Origin of the sequence: Tautonia rosea (assembly GCF_012958305.1) — a bacterium.
GTDB classification, from domain to species: Bacteria; Planctomycetota; Planctomycetia; order Isosphaerales; family Isosphaeraceae; genus Tautonia; species Tautonia rosea.
Map to the genome: position 1 here is coordinate 15,792 of NZ_JABBYO010000006.1, position 17,008 is coordinate 32,799.

The following is a 17,008-nucleotide window of genomic DNA, read 5'->3' on the forward strand; positions in this document are numbered from 1 at the left end:
TCACTCCCCTTCTCCCGTCACCTCCTTCACCTTCTCGAAAAAGGCCCGCTTCCGCTCCGTGTTCAAATCCCAACGCACCGGCGGCGACTGATAGCCGTCCTCGTAATCGTTCTTCCCCGGATCGAAGAACCCCCACGACGCAAATTCCCCGATCGCCGCCGCCATGTTGTTCGTTGGTTGATCAAAATCAAAGTGATCGTCCTCATTAAAGAGGATCGGCATCGGTCGATACCCCGGCACGTCCCGACACTGACGCACCATCTCCCCAATCCTCGCCGGGTCCTTCACGCCGTTGCCGTGCACGAGCAAGAAATCCGACGCCCGCACCACATTCTCCTTCGGCACCGTCCCCCCGCCGTAGCTCGTCCCCACCAGTAGCCGCCGACCGTCCCGCGTCCGCCCTTTCACCTGCGCGATCAGCTCATGCACCCGATCCGGCTTGAGAATGTCGTGATCATACCGCACGTTGCACTCATTATTCACTTCGATGATTACATTTGTGTATCCTCGATCGAATACCCAGTCCACCGCATTGTCCACCGCCTGCTTGACCGTCTCCTCATCCCTCAGTCGCTCATCCTGCCCGAAATAGAAGATCCCCAGAATCGCCACCATCCCCAGCTCATCCGCCCGATCGAGAATCCGTTCCAGTCGATCCATGTACTCCGGCCTCAGGCTCCCATCCTCTTTGATCGCCGAGTTGTGCCACGGTTGCTCCCTCGAATACCCCTCCGGACTCCCCCCCTGCAGGTTGATCGTGAACGCCAAGAGCCCGTGCCTTCTCCACTCGGGCATCGCCTCGATGAACTCCCTCGTATTCCGCTCCGCGTCGTACTCCCCCGTATCCGGATACGCCCACCGATGCCTCGTCTCCGGGTTCAGGTCATCAAAGATCCCTTGCACCATTCTTGAGTTCATTAACAACCCTTCAATCTTATTCCCGTTCCATTCCCTCCCCTCATACGTCGGCGACCCGTTCAGGAAAAACGCCTCCCCCCGGATCTCCACTTTCGTCTTCCGCTTCGGGGTATCCTCTGCCCCGAAGGCATGAATCGAACCCAACATGATCATCAGCGCCGTCGTCATCCATCTCATCGGGAGTGGCCCTTATTCCCTGTCAACCCTCGAAATTCCCAACGTCCGACCTCTCTCCCATACCCGACCTCTCCTCTCCATGCAACGCCCTGAACCACGGCCCGTCCCTCCCTCACGCACGCAAGGCCAGGAAGTGAAATCCCCAGCAATCCCAGACCAACTGGAGCGAATGGTTTCTTGTTGAGCATGCCAGGGCTGGGTAAAGTCGACTCAGACCGGCGTTGCCCCACCACTGCGTCCTCGGGTTCGGAGATGAGTACACGCTGATTCTGCGAGTGATTTGATGAAGACAAACAAGCGATTCTGCATTTCTCACATGATTGTCGTGGCAACGGTGCTTGCATCCTCTGACGCTCTGCAAGCCGAAACCACCATTGAACAGATCACGAAGGCGACCGCATTCGTCAAACAGTCCGACTTCGGTGAAGGCTCGGCGTTCTGCATTCGCCCCGATGGCTTATTTGTCACGAATGCGCATGTCCTGCAAAGCCTGCAACTGCTCGATGAGGTTCCGCTCATCGTGAACTCCGGTCAATTTGGTCAGGAGCAGGAAGTCAAGGCGACGCTGCTCAGCGCCCATCACGAGTGGGATCTCGCCCTCTTGAAAGTTGAGGGCCAGACCGACTGGCCGTTTCTCGAAATCCTCTCGCCCGATCAGGAACTCCAGTTGGGACAGGTCGTCCGAGCGTTCGGCTTCCCCTTCGGAACGCTTCCAGGCGGAAAAAACCCATCCATCACCATGAACCAGGGGCGTGTCAGCTCGCTGGCTCGTGATGAGAACGGCCACCTGACCGATGTTCGGTTCGACGCTGCCATCAACCCCGGCAATTCCGGAGGTCCGCTCGTCGATGAGCAAGGCCGCGTCATCGGGGTCGTCGTCGCCAAAATGCCCCCGCCGGCAGAACGAACCAGCTTTGCAGTCGGTTACAAACGCTTGCTCGAGTTTCTCAAGCAGCCTGGACTCAGCATGCGTACCGAAGTCGCGACCTGGGACGATCGTGACCAGCCGATGGAGTTCCACATCCGTGTCATTTCCGACTTCGGCGCCATCCGCCCCGACACGATTGAGGTCGAACTCTCCCCGGACGGTGAGACCCGAAACGTCCAGCAAGCGGCCCTCGCTGAAGACCTCGATGAGCTTGTCGTGAACCTGGCGCCCGACACGCGCAACGATCTTCAGTTGCTCTTGCGACGTGGGCAGTCGGCCAACGAGCCCACCGAGGACGAATTGCTGCGCATTGCCGACCAGGTCATTCACCCCCCGAGCGGCACGCGACTCTCGGACCTCGCTCGCCTGATCCGCGTTCCCAAGGACCAAGCCGCTCTGGAGCTTCGATCCGGCCGTTCCATGCGCGTGGAGTTGACCGATCTCGTCAAGGCCGACGAATTACTCCCTCCCAACGTCTGGAACGCCTCGACGGTCCACGTCGATGATCCGCAAGCCGGCTACATCGACTGTGTGATTCGAGCCAGGCGAGACGGAGAGACCCTCAAGGAATTCGCGCTAACCTTTCCCCTGGCTCAGCGCCCCCTCTTCTCCCAGTTCCCGGCTGATCCCCCGGTGCTCGACGAGCAAGGGGCCCTCGATGCCTTGAGCATTCAGATTCCCCTGCAAGGGACCGTCACCTTCAATGTCGGGCGGTTCATTCCCCAAAACGGCCCGATGGACCAGGCCTTTACCGCCATTGCCCTCCTGTATCCGGGCGGTCGGCAACCGCCTCCGGGCAACTTTTCCCTGATGGGGCCGTTCATCCGAATCAATGGAAAGCTCTGGCACTACGGCATGGCTCCCCCTGGCCCCTATCCTCCGAACATCCTTCCGGTGGCCTTGAAAGAGGGCTTCTGGGATTGCGAGGTCCTCCGCGATTGGTCCGCCGCAACCCAGGACACCACGTTGCAGAACGGCGAGGTCACCATCCAGCACCCCGAGGACGACCGCAGCATCCTCACCATCCGAACGCCCCAGGGAAAGCCGGCAACCTATCGCATTCGCTTCTTCGTAAACGCGCAGCCTCCGACCCTCTGAACCTTCACCCCGCCCCTGTCCCGGATCACCGCGGAGTGGCTGGAGTCATCCTGACCCCAGCCATTCCGTCAAACGGATCGGAAGGATGCGAGCCGATCCCGATCACCTCCCAAACAGCTCCGCGCAGGCGTCGTCTTCGAGCACCTTCTGCGCGATCGGGACGCTGACTTCGACCGTGGCGAACCCCGAGGACGCATCCTCGAACGATCCGATCTGAATGTCTGAGAAGCTGCCCGTCGCCCCTCCTTGCACCGAGACTTCCACCTCGAAGAACACCGGGCCGTCGTTGATCGGGGTGAAGCGCAGCGAGACCTCCTCGTCCAGGTCGAAGGGATCAAGCAAGATCACCCCCGCGCTGGCAGGATGAGTGACGGAGCGATGGAGAATCTGCGGTGATCGTTCAATCTCAAAAAGATCGCCCGCGTCATTCACTTGAAAGATCCTGATGTAGGTGAACACCAGCCCGATGGTGAAGGGGGCGGGATTCCGGCCGAATGGCGGTGAGCCACCGGGCGTCTCGGCCGGGAAGTGCCGCATTCGCCCTCTCGCGGCCACCCGAGCACGGAATTCGTACTCGATCCCGGTCAGGATGTCTCCCCCGGCAATCCCCGACAGATACGCGAAATCGGCTCCGATCACCCCGCGCTTGTTCTGAACGAAATTGCTGCAGCCAAACGCCTGGCCTCGGATCCGACCAACATTGGCGTTGGTGAAGTTGGCCGTCAACGTATTCGCACCGCCGCATGAATCAAGGATCGGCACAAATTGTTGTTTTTCATTGACAGTGTTCAATTCCGTATCGATTTCATCAGGCTCGATGGGGCTGTAGAGAATCAGGCAGGCCAACCACTGGAGGAAGTCTCCAATGCCGTTCATTCTGCACCTCCAATAATCTCAAGCAATCGTTCGGAACCCAGGACCGATCGGGTCCTATCCGCGATCCGTCTTTTTGCTCGGCCGAGTGCGTTGTTTTTCCGGCTTGATGGCCTGAAGCTCGTTGACTTCGTCCTCGATTCCAAGCTTCCGCAGAATGGCCTGGTGCAGCTCGACCTGGCGCTTGAGCGACTTCTCACTGAGGAGATCCTCAGGCTGGATGGGCGTCCGCTCACGATTTCTTGAGGTCTTGAAGACCTGGACTTCCTTCTTGTGGTCTTTGAGGCTCGACTTCCGAGGCTCCACCGCCCCGACGAGCATCGCCGGATCCCGCAGGATCTCGCTCCGTACGTTCGGGGAAAGCTGGGTCGTCATGCCAATCAGCTCAGCCATCTTCTCCACGACGTCCTTCAGCTCAATCGACGTTTTCCCGGCAACCCTGGACTGGGCAGATGGTTTCGCCATGAGAGATCGCCCTTCGAATGAAGTGTGGATCATTTGACGTGAACTCGGGAGCTTCGTCGGCTCCCGAATCATTGAAGATACAAACCTGGCCCTTCGAGACGCGATCAGAAAATGAGTCGTTTCTCGAGAAAAAATCGGCCAGGTCACGGTGTGGCTCGGTCATCCTGACTGCAGCCAGCCTCGCTCCCGAAGTCGAAATCACGCCACTCCTGCTCGAAAAGTTCGTCCCCGCTTCAGATTATTATGACGATCACTCCTCAATTTCTCGATGGGATTGAAGACGAGGCCTTCCCATCTCGTGCGAGGCGACGGAGCCGCCCGGTGCCGAGCCGAGGGAGCCCACACCCTGCGCCGCCGAGGACAACCATCAGGCGCAGCGCAACCATCGAGTCTCACACCATGAGCCCCGCAACTCCTCCCCTGAACGGATCGGGAGGACTGAGGTCGAGATGCCCCCAACCACCCTGCCCAGACCCACGCAACGGGTCTTGGCCACCCGAGAGTTCATGCAGTCCTTCGGCGACGCCTCAGCCACACCCCGAGCCCAGCCAGGCCGCCAATGGAGGCCAGGACCAGGCTCGATGGTTCGGGAACCGCCCTCAAATGGATGTTGTCCACGGCCAAGGTGAGCGGGAACAGGTTGCCATCGGAATCCAGCTCGAAGCCACTCACGATGTTCAAAGAGAGTGAATGAATCTTCGTGAATCCACTCGGGCGAATCGTGCTGAACGTACTCGACCCAGTCCGATAGGCGATGCGGTCGCCACCGCCACTGGTCAACTGGACGCGACTATTTTCGTCGGTCTCGACCTCGAACGGCCCGCCTCCGGGGTTGTTCAGGTTGGCGATGTCCATCGAAATGAGGCTGAACGACCGGCCGTCCAGCCTGGTAATTGTAACCTCTGCCCCCGAGGCGTTGCCGGGATCACTGTCGAGAAGCGCGTTGTTGCCGCCTCCGAGGTCGCTGACCATCTGCCTGTCACCGAACCCGACGAAGTTCAGCCGGTAACCGTTCTCGGTCAGGCTCGTGAACAGTCCCGTCGGCTGCCCATCGAAGGTCAGCACCGACTCGGCCGTTGCCCTGCTCGTTGCACCGGCCATCACGGCCGACGCAACCGCCACCACGGCCAGCATTCTGAAGCTTCTCATGAGCACAATCCTATGGTGATTGATGTGTCAGATTTTCCTGCGCACCTGTCTTGCACACCCGCCCTCGCTCGCGAGTACCGTGGGTGTGGTCCAGGCGGCGGTCGTCCGACGTTATCCCTACGCGACCAGCCTTGCAAGTCAAAAAATCAAAAAATCCTTGTTTGGCTTGAGTGATCAGATCTGGCGAAGCCATCTCATGGCCATGCTTTGCGGTGGGTTCGCTGGGGTCATTCTGACCGCAGGCCGTTTCGAGACGGATCGGGAGGACTGAGGTCGAGATGCCCCCAGCGAACCCGCCCGACCCGCTCCCGAAGTCGTGGTCATCGCGCTCTTGCGCGGAAATTCCGTCCCCGCGTCTGATTTCTTGTGACTAAGGCTCCCCCTTTTCTCGATGGTTTTAGACAGCCAGGCCCTCATCCCCCGACGCGCGGCGACGGAGCCGCCCAGGGGCCGAGACGAAGACGCTGTATCCCCCGCGCTTCCGCGGACAACCGCAGCACGCACCGAATCGCACCGCAACCATCGAGGCCCCCACCATGAGCCCAAGCAATCCCGCCTCCCTCGACCACGATTCGAGCCGTCCCCAGCGCTCCCCCGGCCCTCGGACCGATCGGGGCAAGCGGCGCAGCAGGCAAAACGCCCGGCGACACGGGATGACCGCCGCACTGCCGATCGGAGACGACGAGGCGAAACTCATGCAGGACTTCGCCGATCGCTGGACCAGGCAACTCGGCGCCGACACCGAGGCCGAGGAAGCCCTCATCCGCGCCTCGGCCGTTGCCTATGCGCGTTTCGAACGCTGCCGAAAGGTCGAGGAGGCATCCCTCGGCGACGCCACACGAAAGGCCGTCGCACGCTGGGAAGCGAAGCAGCGGCACCGCGTACGCAGCCTCGCGCAGAACCTCAACCACGATCCGATCAACACCGTCGCCGATCTCGAAGCGACCTCCTTCGGCTGCGAGTGGCTCCTGCGCCACTGGGAGCAGCTCGACGCGAAGCTCGCCCAGGGGCTCCGCTGGGACCAGGACGACTGCCCCCGCGCCTTGCGGATGCTCGGCGTCTACCCGCAGGCCCCCGGCCCCGACGCCGACCCCTGGCTTCGTTCCCTCTGGCGGCTCGCCCGCGTCTGCTCCGGAATGCCCGTCGATCCCTCTTTCGGCCCGCCGATCGACCCCGTTCCCGCCCGCCTTGAACTTCGTCAGCTCATCGCCGAGGAGATCGACCGCCTCGACACCCTCCGTCAGACCCTCTGGGAATCGCAAGACGGCCCCGAAGCCGAGGCCGTCGCCCACCTCGGCCTCATCGACACCACCAAGGACGGCCAGCTCCGCCAGCGCTACCGCCGCGAAGCCTTTTCCGAGATGACCCGAGGCATCAACCAGCTCATGCGCCTCCGCGTCGAACGCAGCAAGGATCAGGACCGCCAGTGGCACCAGGCCCACCCCCACGTCTCCCGCAAGCGCGTCGCCGAAACCCCCTCCACCGGCGCCGGCTTCCCCAACCGGGCGGCCCCCGACCCCGCCCCGCCTCCTCCCGCCGCGCCTTGCCCGGTCGATTCCCGAAACGAACCCCCGCAATCCCCTCCCGAAGCCTCAGGCGATCGTCTCAATCCCCTTCGAGATCACGAGATGCGTTGCGAGCCTTCGGCCGATCCCTCCGCCGCCGATCAGCGCACCGAGCCCCGATTCGACGGCCATTCCGCCCCCTCCGATCCCTCCTTCAGCCCCGAACCCAGCCGGCCGCCGGCCCCCAGCGGCTCCCGAGACGACGCCTGGCGGTCCTGATCGGCCCCTGATCGAAGCCTCGAACCCCCTCTCCCGACCCTTCCCAGGGCCGGGATGCGCCCAGCGACCATCCCCACCGAACCCCGATCGGAGCCCCCCCTCGTGCGACCCGATTCCCCCGCCCCGATGGCCCCTCGGCCATTGATCCCCGACTCACGATCCCCGATCATCGAGCGGTCGAGGTCGAGGAGCCTCCGCGCCGTCGAGGTTCCGGGCGACCGAGAGGAGCCGCGATCGAGGACGCTCCGGGGTCGGGTCGGCCCCTGGACGGGAGGAGTTTGGGTGTCGAACGCAATGGAGCCCACCGCGCCAACCGCCGGCCAGCGGGCCGCTCGGGTCCGAGGAACGCTCGGCTGGGTCTGGACCGTCTTCGGGCCGTTCGTCGGCCTGGTCCTGATCATCGCCCTGTTTGCCTGGCTGACGAGAGACTCGGGCGCCTTCATGTCCGCCTACAACTGGCGGACGATCGCCGTGCAATCGGTCATCGTCGGCACGGCGGCCCTGGGGATGACCCTCATCATGATCGTCGGTGGCATCGACCTCTCGGTCGGCTCGGCGGTGGCCCTGGTGACGGTCCTGGCCGCCTCGCTCGTCGGCGGCTTCGACCTGCCGGTGCCGATGCTCCCCGGAGCGCTCGGCGGCGACTGGCTTCAGCGGCTCGCCGGGGGCGACTCGGTCGCGGTGCCGCCGGTCCCCTTGCCGGTGGCGATGGTCTCCGGGGTCCTGCTCGGCGGTCTCTGCGGCCTGGTCAACGGCACCCTGATCACCAAGCTCAACGTCGTCCCCTTCATCGTCACCCTGGGCACGATGAAGGCGTTCCGAGGCCTGGCGAAGTGGTCGGCCGGCAGCACCTCGGTCTACATCGACGACGCGGACAAAACCCCCTGGTTCAAGGGGCTTCTGGCGACCGACGCCACCCTGCCCCCCGGCATCGAGGCCCAGCTCAGCCGGGTTCCGGGAGCGGCCGGGCCGGTCGTGCAGGAAGTCGCCCGCCTGGCCCCCGGCGTCTGGATCCTGCTCGGCCTAAGCGTTCTGATCGCCCTGATGCTCCGCTCCAGTCTGCTCGGCCGATATGCCTACGCCGTCGGCTCGAACGAGGCCACCGCCCGGCTCTGCGGCCTGAACGTCTCGGGGATCAAGCTGGCCATTTACAGCCTGGCGGGTCTGCTCACCGGCCTGGCCGGGGTGATGCAGTTCACCTACCTCGGCGGCACCGGCGACCCGACGACGGCCGAGGGGCTGGAGCTTCAGGTCATCGCCGCCGTGGTCATCGGCGGCGGCAGCCTCAGTGGCGGCGAAGGCCGGGTGCTCGGCACCTTGATCGGCGTCCTCATCATGTCCGTCCTGAACAACGGCAGCGTACACGCCGGATTCCCGAACCCCGTGCAGGACATCATCATCGGCGTCATCATCATCGCCGCCGTCACCCTCGATCGCCTCCGCCACCGGGGAGACGCCTAAGAACCCGCCTCGGCCCCGCGTTGTGGAAAGAGAACGAGGGACGCAATCCTGCCCCGCCCCGTGTCGCCTTGATTGCCCTCGTTTCGACCACTCTTCCAAGAAAACGGTCCCCAAGTTCCCAAGCCCTCGGGAGACGCGTGTATGAACCGCCTGACCCCCCCGGCCGTTGCCCTCTGCCTGGCCCTAATCAGTCCCTTGCCCGACGCCCTCGCCCAGGAGCACGGCATGCACGCTCATGATCGGCGGACCGTCACCGTCTCCGGCCTCGGCGAGATCTCCGCCGCCCCCGACGTGGCCGACATCTCCGTCGGGGTCGTCACCGAGGCTCAGACCGCCCGAGACGCCCTTTCGGCCAACAACCAGGCCGTGAGCACCCTCACCGAACAGCTCAAAGGGCGAGGCGTGGCCGCCAAGGACATCCAGACGACCAACATCAACCTCAACCCCCGCTACGCGCAGCCCGAGCCCCCCCAGCCCGGCCGCCCTCGCCCACCCCAGGAAGCCTTCACCCCTCGGATCATCGGCTACACCGTGACCAACTCCGTCCGCGTGACTGTGCGCGATCTGGACAAACTGGGCGAGCTGCTCGACGCCGTCGTCACCGCCGGGGCGAACCAGATGAACGGCATCAGCTTCCGAATCGAGGAGTCTCGCGCCCTGCTCGACGAGGCTCGCAAGCGCGCCGTCGCCGACGCAAAACGCAAAGCCGAGCAGCTTTGCGGGGAACTGGGCGTGGTCCTCGGCGTCCCGGTCTCGGTCAACGAGTCCGGCGGATTCCTGCCCCCTCCCCAGCCGATGATGGGCCGGGCCATGATGATGGCTTCCGAGTCGGTCCCCGTCTCTCCGGGTGAGGAGCAGCTCAGCGTCTCCGTTCAGGTCGTCTTCGAGATCAGCACGCCGGACTGACGGACCGACGCCTTGAAGTCCCCGGTCCCGGCAACGTCCCCTATGGAAGAATGTGCAATCGCCTTCAAGTTCCGGGTCGTTGCCGGTCGAACCTTGCGTTGACGCCCCTCCCAGGGCGGTCTAGGATGGCCAGACCTCAAACTCACCGAGCCGGATCACCGGAGACCGCCGTCCTCGAAGTTCGCCAATGCGGTCCCTTTTTTTAAACAATCCAGTTCGTCCGGGCGCTCCGGCGTCCTACGGTTGAGGAAAAACGAATCGGGGCCTCGGCAACCTGCGACGCGGGTGTCGGTCGCCCCCACAAGGCGTCTCTCAAACGGATTGACCTGACGCCTGGCACACAGGGAAGTGCGATCGCGCATGCCCAGCACGTCGAGCTTGCGGAGCCCCGTCCGACCCCCTCGCCCCCCCGCGGCCCTGCCGTCGGATTGGGATCAGGATCTGTCCGCCGCCCCCCTCGCCCCCCCTGTCGCGGTCCATGAGGCCCCCCCCTCGGCCCAGGCCTCGAACTCGCGACGAATGGCCTCGAACTTCGCCGCCCTGAGCGCGGCCGAGATCGCGTGCCGGGCCATCTCGATGGTCGTCACCCTGGCCCTGGCCCAGCGGCTCGGCCGGGAAGGCTACGGCCGGATCGAGTTCGCCTTCAATGTGGTCTTCTGGCTCGTCCTGCTCGTCCGGGAAGGGCTCGACGTCATTGCCACCCGAGAGATCGCCCGCCACCCCCGCCTCATCCGCCCGCTGGTCAACCACATCCTGGCCATCCGGGGGTGCCTGGCCGTCGCCCTGCTCACCGGCCTCGTCGCTGTCGGTTGGTTCGCCTTCTCCGAGCCTTCGGAGTGGCTGCTCCTGTCCCTCTACGGCCTGATGCTCCTGTCCACCGCCATCGGCCTCGACTTCGTCTACCGAGGGCTGGAGCGGATGACCCTGGTCGCCGTCTCGCTCCTGATCCGGACGGCCATCTACGCCCTTGGCGTCGGCCTTTGGGTCACCGACATCACCCGGATCGAGTGGGTGCCGATCTGCCTCGTGGCCGGAGAACTCTGCGGGATCGCCCTGGTCTGGGCCTGCTACCTGCGATCCTTCGGCCCCCCTCGCCTGACCCTCCGGGGCACTCGGGCCTTGCGGACGATCCTCCGACGTGGAAGGCCGGTCTACGTCATCCAGGTCTCTCAGGCCGTCATCGGCTCGGCTGACCTGCTGATCGTCGGCCTGCTCAGCCAGTGGGCCGACGTCGGCCTCTACGGCGCTCCTCACCGGGTCGTGGCCGCCATCCTGACCTTCGGGATCATCTTCCGCCAGGTCGTCTTCCCCATGCTCGCCCGATGCTGGCGATCCTCTCCCGCCGAAGGCCAGGCGGCGCTCGACGGGATGGTCCGGGCCTTGATGCTCGGCCTCGTACCTGTGGCCGTCGGGGCAACTGTGCTGGCCGACCCCTTGATCGGCCTCTTGCTCGGCCCCGAGTATGCCGGGGCGGGGCTCCTGCTCGCCGTCGGGGCCTGGCGGATCCCGCTCTTGACCCTGGCCTTCCTCTACCAGTCGGCCCTGATCGCCCTGAATCGCGAGGCGGCCGGTGTTCGAATGCTGATCGGGGCCGCCGTCCTGATCGGCCCGTTGACGGCGGTCTTCCGCCTCCAGTTCGGCCTCGTCGGCGCGGCCGAGGCGGTCCTGATCGTCGCGTCCTTGCTGACCCTTGCCGGGTATCGCCGCCTGCGGGCCGAGGGCCGAGCACCGGCCTGGCACCATCACCTCGGCCCTCCGCTGCTGGCCTCGCTGATGATGGTGCCGGTCTGCCTGGTGCTGGCCCTGTGGCACGTGGTTCCCGCGGTCCTCGGCGGCGCGGCCGTTTACCTCGGGACCCTGGTGCTGCTCAACGCCCTCCCCATGACCGAGCTTCGATGCCTGCTCCGACGCTGAGCGGAACCGGCATCGAGCCGACCACGGTGGCGGTTACCGCGACTCAGGCCACGCGGTCCTCTCGTCGTCGTCGATGACGGACGAACAGCCCAACCGCCAGCCCTCCCATGCCCATCATGCCGAGCGTAGAGGGCTCAGGAATCGCGAGCACCTGACCTCGGATCTCGCCGGCCGGGTTCAGCGCGGTATGGATATTGACATACCAGAGGCCGGCGATCAGTTGATCGGCCTGGGCACTGGTGATGGTGGTCGAGCCAATCAACTGGCCGGAGGCCGGTTGCGGCAAAGGGACACCGCTCGGTCCGCCGGCCAGCCAGACTTGAACTCCGGCGGTGACTCCCGGACCTGCCGGGCCGTGCAGGTGGGCGCCCGGCGCGACGATCGGCCCAGTGAGCCCCTCGTACTCAATGTCCCACGACAGCAAGAGCGACGTCGTGTCGAGCTTCAGAATTCCGCTCCCTTTCGGATCAAAACCCGAAGGAATGTTAGGAGTCGGCACCTCCTGCAAGGTGTCGAGCGTGGTGGTGAAGGTGATTGTTGACGCCCCGGCCAACGGTGCAATCACGATGGAAAGAACAAGAGCAAAGAATGCTTGGTGAACAATCTTCATGGAAGATCCTCGAAATCCTTGATGACTTTATCCCTGGCTTCCTTCACAAGGCGGCACTGATTGTAGACCCGCGTTCGCAGTTCGGCCAGCACCAAGATTCGCTCGGGTCGTGATTGCGCGAGCAACGGACCTCGACACCTACCGCGGTTTCGTGGTCTTCGAGGCCCAGACCTACCGCTCACCCTTGCTTCGCGTTACTCTGAACACCCCGGATGGATGGAACTCGCAAAGAGGCCGATCCGGCCTGCATCGATGGAACCCGCAAGCCGAAGGAGCAACTCCCGTGGCCCTGACTCCCTCGACCATGCTCCCCCTGGGCACCCCTGCCCCCGACTTCGCCCTGCCCGATACCGACGGCCAGACCGTCCAACTGAGCGACTTCAAGGATGCCCCCGCCCTCGTCGTGGCCTTCATTTGCAACCACTGCCCGTATGTCAAACATATTCGAGACTCCTTGCGAGACGTGGCCAAGGAACTGCAATCGAACGGGGTTGCCGTCGTCGGCATCAGCTCCAACGACACCACGTCTCACCCCGACGACGCTCCCGAGAAGATGCGAGAGGAGAAGGATTCGGTCGGATACACGTTTCCTTATCTCTACGACGAAACGCAGAAGGTGGCCAAGGCCTACAAGGCCGCCTGCACGCCCGACTTCTACGTCTTTGACCGCTCCCATGCCCTCGTCTATCGCGGCCAGTTCGATGACAGCCGGCCTGGAAACGACATCCCCCTGACCGGCAAGGACCTGAAGGCCGCCGTCGATGCCGTTCTCTCCGGCCAGCCCGTCCCAGCCGAGCAGAAGCCGAGCATCGGCTGCAACATCAAGTGGAAACCCGGCAACGAACCCGAATATTTCAAAGGCTGAGTCCTGGTATGACTGAAAACATCAAAAAGTAGGAGTTTTTGTTTATGATGTGCCGAGTTGTCGTGCTGCTGGGCATGATCGGTTCGATGGCGACGGCGGCAGAGGCCGCCGGGGATCGGCCGCCGAACGTCGTGCTGTTCCTGATCGACGACCTGGGATGGACCGACCTCGCATGTTTCGGCAGCGATCTGTACGAGACGCCGAACGTCGATCGCCTGGCCCGCGAAGGGATGTCCTTCACTGACGCCTACGCCGCCTGCACCGTCTGCTCCCCCACCCGAGCGGCCGTCATGACAGGCAAGTACCCGGCCCGCCTGCGCGTGACCGACTGGATTCACGGTCACAAACGCCCGTTTGCGAAGCTGGCCATCCCCGAGTGGACCGAGTTTCTCTCGCACGATGAGACGACGATGGCCGAGGCCCTAAAACCACTCGGATATGCCTCGGTGAGCATTGGGAAATGGCACCTCGGCGACGAGCCGGAGCAGTGGCCGACGCATCACGGGTTCGACCGCAACATTGCCGGCTATGGCCGGGGTCAGCCGCCGTCGTACTTCGCACCGTACAACATCCCCACTCTGGAGGAGGGCCCCGACGGGGAAGACCTGACCGATCGCTTGGCCGAGGAGGCGGTGCAGTTTATAAAAGAGCACAAAGATCAGCCGTTCTTGGTCTACATGCCCCATTACGCGGTCCATACCCCGCTCCAGGCCAAGCAGGAGCTGGTTGAGTATTACCGGGCGAAGCTCACCCCAGACTTGCGGCAGACGAACCCCACGTATGCGGCGATGGTGCACACGATGGACGAGGCGATCGGCCGGGTGGTGGGGGCGATCGATGAGCTGGGGCTCGCCGAGGAGACGCTCATCATCTTCACCTCCGACAACGGCGGCCTGACCCTGCGCGACATTACGGACAACGCTCCGCTTCGGGCCGGGAAGGGGTCGGCCTACGAGGGAGGGGTCCGCGTTCCCCTGATCGTCCGCTGGCCGGGGACGGTCCCCCCCGGAACCTCCTGCGATGAGCCGGTCATCAGCAACGACCTGTTCGCCACGGCGCTCGACGTGGCCGGGGCTGAGGGGGTCGCGGCCTTGCCCGACGCCCAATCCCTGGTCTCCTTGCTCCGCGATCCCGAGGCCTCCCTCGACCGCGACGCCCTGTACTGGCACTACCCGCACTATCATCCCGGCGGCGCGACGCCTTACTCGGCCATCCGGGCCCGCGACTGGAAGCTGATCGAGTTCTTCGAGGCCGATCGGGTCGAGCTGTACCACCTGGCGGAAGATATCGGCGAATCCAGGGATCTTGCGGAATCGATGCCCGAGAAGGCGGCCGAGCTGGCCGAGCGGCTCGCCCTGTGGCGGGCCGAAGTCAACGCACAGTTTCCTCGGCCGAACCCGGATTACGACCCCGATCGAGCAGCCCAGACGCGGTGATCACTCGATGCGGTGGAGTCAGAATCCCGAGCGAATCTTGATCGAATCACGAATCAGGATTCGCTCGGGTGCTCGGGATCAGACTGGGTGCTCGCTGGGGGTGTGCCCGTTGTCGCTGCCGAGGGTTGGCTCGACGGAGACGGAAAAGCGGCTGAGGGCAGGGTCGTCGGTCCGATGGTAGACGGTCCGGTGGGGGAACGGGATCTCAATGCCCAGCTCGTCAAAACGGTTCTTCATGCGTCGAAGCAACTCGCGCTTCACGACCCACTGTTGCAGAGGGCGTGTCTTGATGAAGAACTTGATCATCACCGCCGAGTCGGCAAAGCCGTCGACGCCGAGCATGGTCGGGTCTTCCAGGATCAAGGGGCGGAACTTCGGGTCCCGGCGAAGTTCCTTGCCCAGTTCGAGGATGACCTCCATGACGTGGTCCACATTCTCCTTGTACGCCACGCCGATGTCGAACAGGGCACGCGACCAGCCGTGGGTCATGTTGATGACCGAGGTGATCTGACCGTTGGGAATGAAGTGCAAGTTTCCCTCGATGTCTCGGAGTGCCGTCATCCGCAGGGTGATGCGCTCGACCTGCCCGGAATGCTCGTTAATCCGAACCACGTCGTTGAGCTTGTACTGATTTTCAAGCAGAATCATGAAACCATAAAAGAAATCGGAGACCAGATTCTGAGCCCCGAAACTGATCGCCAGGCCGAGCACGGCGGCACCGCCGAGTAGCGGGGCGATGGGCACGCCTGCGTAGTCGAGGGCCATCAGGCCCGCTCCGATGATGATGATGGCCGAGGAGGCGTTTTCGAAGACACTGACGAGGGTCCGGGACCGGTCTTCCCGCTCGGCCAGTGATCCTCGGTTGCTCCGCTGCGCCATGAGCGAGGCCACCCGGCTGCCGAAGCGATTGATGATCCAGATCAAGAACGAGGCAAGCACGAGGATAATGAGAATTCCCGGCCCTCGCTCGACGAGCCATCGAGAGATGTTCTGCAAGGAGAAAGGGTTGGTTGTTTCTCGGAGGGTGGCCTGAGCCACTTCGAGCGCCAGGCGGGCCTCGGCGGCTTCTCGGGTGACGGCCTCGCGTGCCTCGCTGATCAGGGCGCGTTCTTCGTGGACCTCTTCGAGCCGAGCCGTGCGATCGCGGACCTCGGCCGTGGCCTCCATGACGGCCTTGTCGGCCTCGGCGATGCGGCTGCGGAGCGCTTGAAGCGCTTCGCGAGGAGCGCCGTTGAATGACTTCTCACGGAACTCCTCGGACAGAACGTTCCGGGTTTCCCGAGCGTTGTCGGCCTTGCGTTGGGCGGTGGCGAGCTGCTCTCGGGTGGAGGCGATTTTGCGGTTGATCAGGTCCAGGCGTTCGTCGAGCGACTGGGATCGGCGTTCGGCCTTGGCGGCGACGTCGGCTCGGGTTTCGACCTCCTTCTGAGCCTTGGCCACCTCTTCCCGAACGGGGGGGGCGGGGGTCGGCTGGGCCTCCTGTGTGGAAGTAATGGAGGGAATGCCGGGCAGGGTTGGGGTGAGGGCCGGCTCGGCGGGCGCGGGCTCGGTGGCCTCGGGCTCGGCTGAGGGGGCCGGGGTCTCGGCGGCCGGTGGGGCGTCGGCCGGTGGGGCGTCGGCCGGTGGGGAAGGCTCCTCGGCCGGTTCGTCCCCAGGCGGCTCTGGTTCGTCGCCCAGCAGCTCTCGAAGCCGCTGTTCGTCCGATTCGATCGCTTTCGAAAGGATGTCGACCTGTTCCTTGGCGGCCTTACGCTCGCGGACTTCCAGCTCGAAGCGGTCCTTGGCCAGATCGCGGCGGCGGGCCAGGTCGTCTCGCTCGGACTGGAGCTTGGCGGCCGTCTCGGTCTCTCCGGCATTGAGGGCGGCTTGCAGGGCCTCCTCGGTTTTCTTGAACTGTTCGTCGAGCTGGTTGAACTCACGCTCGGCGCGCGAGTAGTCCGAATCGGGGCGGTCCTCGATCAGCGTTTTCTGCTTCGCCAGTTCCTCGCGATTGGTGCGGAGCAGGCGCTCCAACCGAGCGATCAGCTCGGCATCATCGGTCTGGAATCCCGTCGGGACAAGCTCCGGATTCTCGACGGAATCCGCCGACGGCGCGCCCGCCACCGCGGGATCGGCCGAGGAAGGGACGTCGGCCGGAGGATCGCTGATCGGAGCGGGGTTCACCTCAGACGCGGAATCCCTGATCTGTGGGAGAGCGTCGAGCGATGGGGCGGATGTTCCCAACCCTTCGGCCTGGGTGAAGATGACCCCGGCCACCACGACCACTCCACCGAAGGCACGGGCCGATTGATTCGGGGGTCGCGAAGAACGGCGGGTACGCGACATGGTGTCGGTCCTTCGGTCTGCGAGGAGGATCGAGAAGGTCGAACGGCTCGGCCTGGCCCGGCGTTCGAAGACGAGCGATCGGTCGGAGCGCCAAAGGAA

The 17,008-nt window shown here is 64.1% G+C and carries 14 protein-coding genes; 8 read left to right on the top strand and 6 right to left on the bottom strand.

What is annotated here, in order from left to right:
- On the bottom strand, positions 1-1,095 hold the full coding sequence (locus HG800_RS11895; protein WP_206352239.1) for a hypothetical protein: 1,095 nt from the start codon (positions 1,093-1,095) through the stop codon (positions 1-3).
- Between the two features lie 283 nt (positions 1,096-1,378).
- On the opposite strand from HG800_RS11895, the gene HG800_RS11900 reads away from it, so the two are divergent.
- On the top strand, positions 1,379-3,121 hold the full coding sequence (locus HG800_RS11900; protein ID WP_169976861.1) for a S1C family serine protease: 1,743 nt from the start codon (positions 1,379-1,381) through the stop codon (positions 3,119-3,121).
- 102 nt (positions 3,122-3,223) lie between these two features.
- Here HG800_RS11900 and HG800_RS11905 read toward each other — a convergent pair whose 3' ends face one another.
- From HG800_RS11905 to HG800_RS11915, 3 genes are all read right to left on the bottom strand, one after another.
- On the bottom strand, positions 3,224-3,997 hold the full coding sequence (locus tag HG800_RS11905) for a hypothetical protein (RefSeq protein WP_169976862.1): 774 nt from the start codon (positions 3,995-3,997) through the stop codon (positions 3,224-3,226).
- A gap of 54 nt (positions 3,998-4,051) precedes the next feature.
- A complete protein-coding gene (locus HG800_RS11910) occupies positions 4,052-4,459 on the bottom strand; it encodes a hypothetical protein (protein ID WP_169976863.1) in 408 nt (135 codons plus the stop codon).
- A gap of 504 nt (positions 4,460-4,963) precedes the next feature.
- A complete protein-coding gene (locus HG800_RS11915) occupies positions 4,964-5,608 on the bottom strand; it encodes a PEP-CTERM sorting domain-containing protein (protein WP_169976864.1) in 645 nt (214 codons plus the stop codon).
- Between the two features lie 22 nt (positions 5,609-5,630).
- Here HG800_RS11915 and HG800_RS11920 point away from each other — a divergent pair, with 22 nt between their 5' ends.
- The 5 genes from HG800_RS11920 to HG800_RS11940 all read left to right on the top strand — a co-directional run bounded on the left by HG800_RS11920 (position 5,631) and on the right by HG800_RS11940 (position 11,673).
- Positions 5,631-5,879 (top strand): hypothetical protein, encoded by a 249-nt coding sequence (locus HG800_RS11920; protein ID WP_169976865.1) that lies wholly within the window; start codon positions 5,631-5,633, stop codon positions 5,877-5,879.
- A gap of 265 nt (positions 5,880-6,144) precedes the next feature.
- Entirely contained in the window at positions 6,145-7,392 is a 1,248-nt protein-coding gene (locus HG800_RS11925) for a hypothetical protein (RefSeq protein WP_169976866.1), read from the top strand.
- Positions 7,393-7,494: 102 nt separating this feature from the next.
- Positions 7,495-8,853: an ABC transporter permease gene (locus HG800_RS11930; protein WP_315852022.1), complete on the top strand. Its 1,359-nt coding sequence runs from the start codon at positions 7,495-7,497 to the stop codon at positions 8,851-8,853.
- A gap of 141 nt (positions 8,854-8,994) precedes the next feature.
- Entirely contained in the window at positions 8,995-9,759 is a 765-nt protein-coding gene (locus tag HG800_RS11935; protein WP_169976867.1) for an SIMPL domain-containing protein, read from the top strand.
- A gap of 360 nt (positions 9,760-10,119) precedes the next feature.
- Positions 10,120-11,673 carry an oligosaccharide flippase family protein gene (locus HG800_RS11940; RefSeq protein WP_235963635.1) on the top strand — a complete coding sequence of 518 codons (1,554 nt, stop codon included), beginning with the start codon at positions 10,120-10,122 and terminating at the stop codon, positions 11,671-11,673.
- 43 nt (positions 11,674-11,716) lie between these two features.
- Here HG800_RS11940 and HG800_RS11945 read toward each other — a convergent pair whose 3' ends face one another.
- Positions 11,717-12,283, bottom strand: a complete 567-nt coding sequence (locus tag HG800_RS11945) for a CHRD domain-containing protein (RefSeq protein WP_169976868.1) — start codon at positions 12,281-12,283, stop codon at positions 11,717-11,719.
- Positions 12,284-12,566: 283 nt separating this feature from the next.
- On the opposite strand from HG800_RS11945, the gene HG800_RS11950 reads away from it, so the two are divergent.
- A complete protein-coding gene (locus tag HG800_RS11950) occupies positions 12,567-13,148 on the top strand; it encodes a thioredoxin family protein (RefSeq protein ID WP_169977143.1) in 582 nt (193 codons plus the stop codon).
- A gap of 44 nt (positions 13,149-13,192) precedes the next feature.
- Positions 13,193-14,584, top strand: coding sequence for a sulfatase (locus HG800_RS11955; RefSeq protein WP_206352240.1), 1,392 nt, complete (start codon positions 13,193-13,195; stop codon positions 14,582-14,584).
- Positions 14,585-14,662: 78 nt separating this feature from the next.
- Here HG800_RS11955 and HG800_RS11960 read toward each other — a convergent pair whose 3' ends face one another.
- The gene (locus HG800_RS11960; RefSeq protein ID WP_169976869.1) at positions 14,663-16,909 is read right to left on the bottom strand and encodes a mechanosensitive ion channel family protein; all 2,247 of its coding nucleotides are present in this window, start codon (positions 16,907-16,909) and stop codon (positions 14,663-14,665) included.
- Positions 16,910-17,008 lie beyond the last annotated feature (99 nt).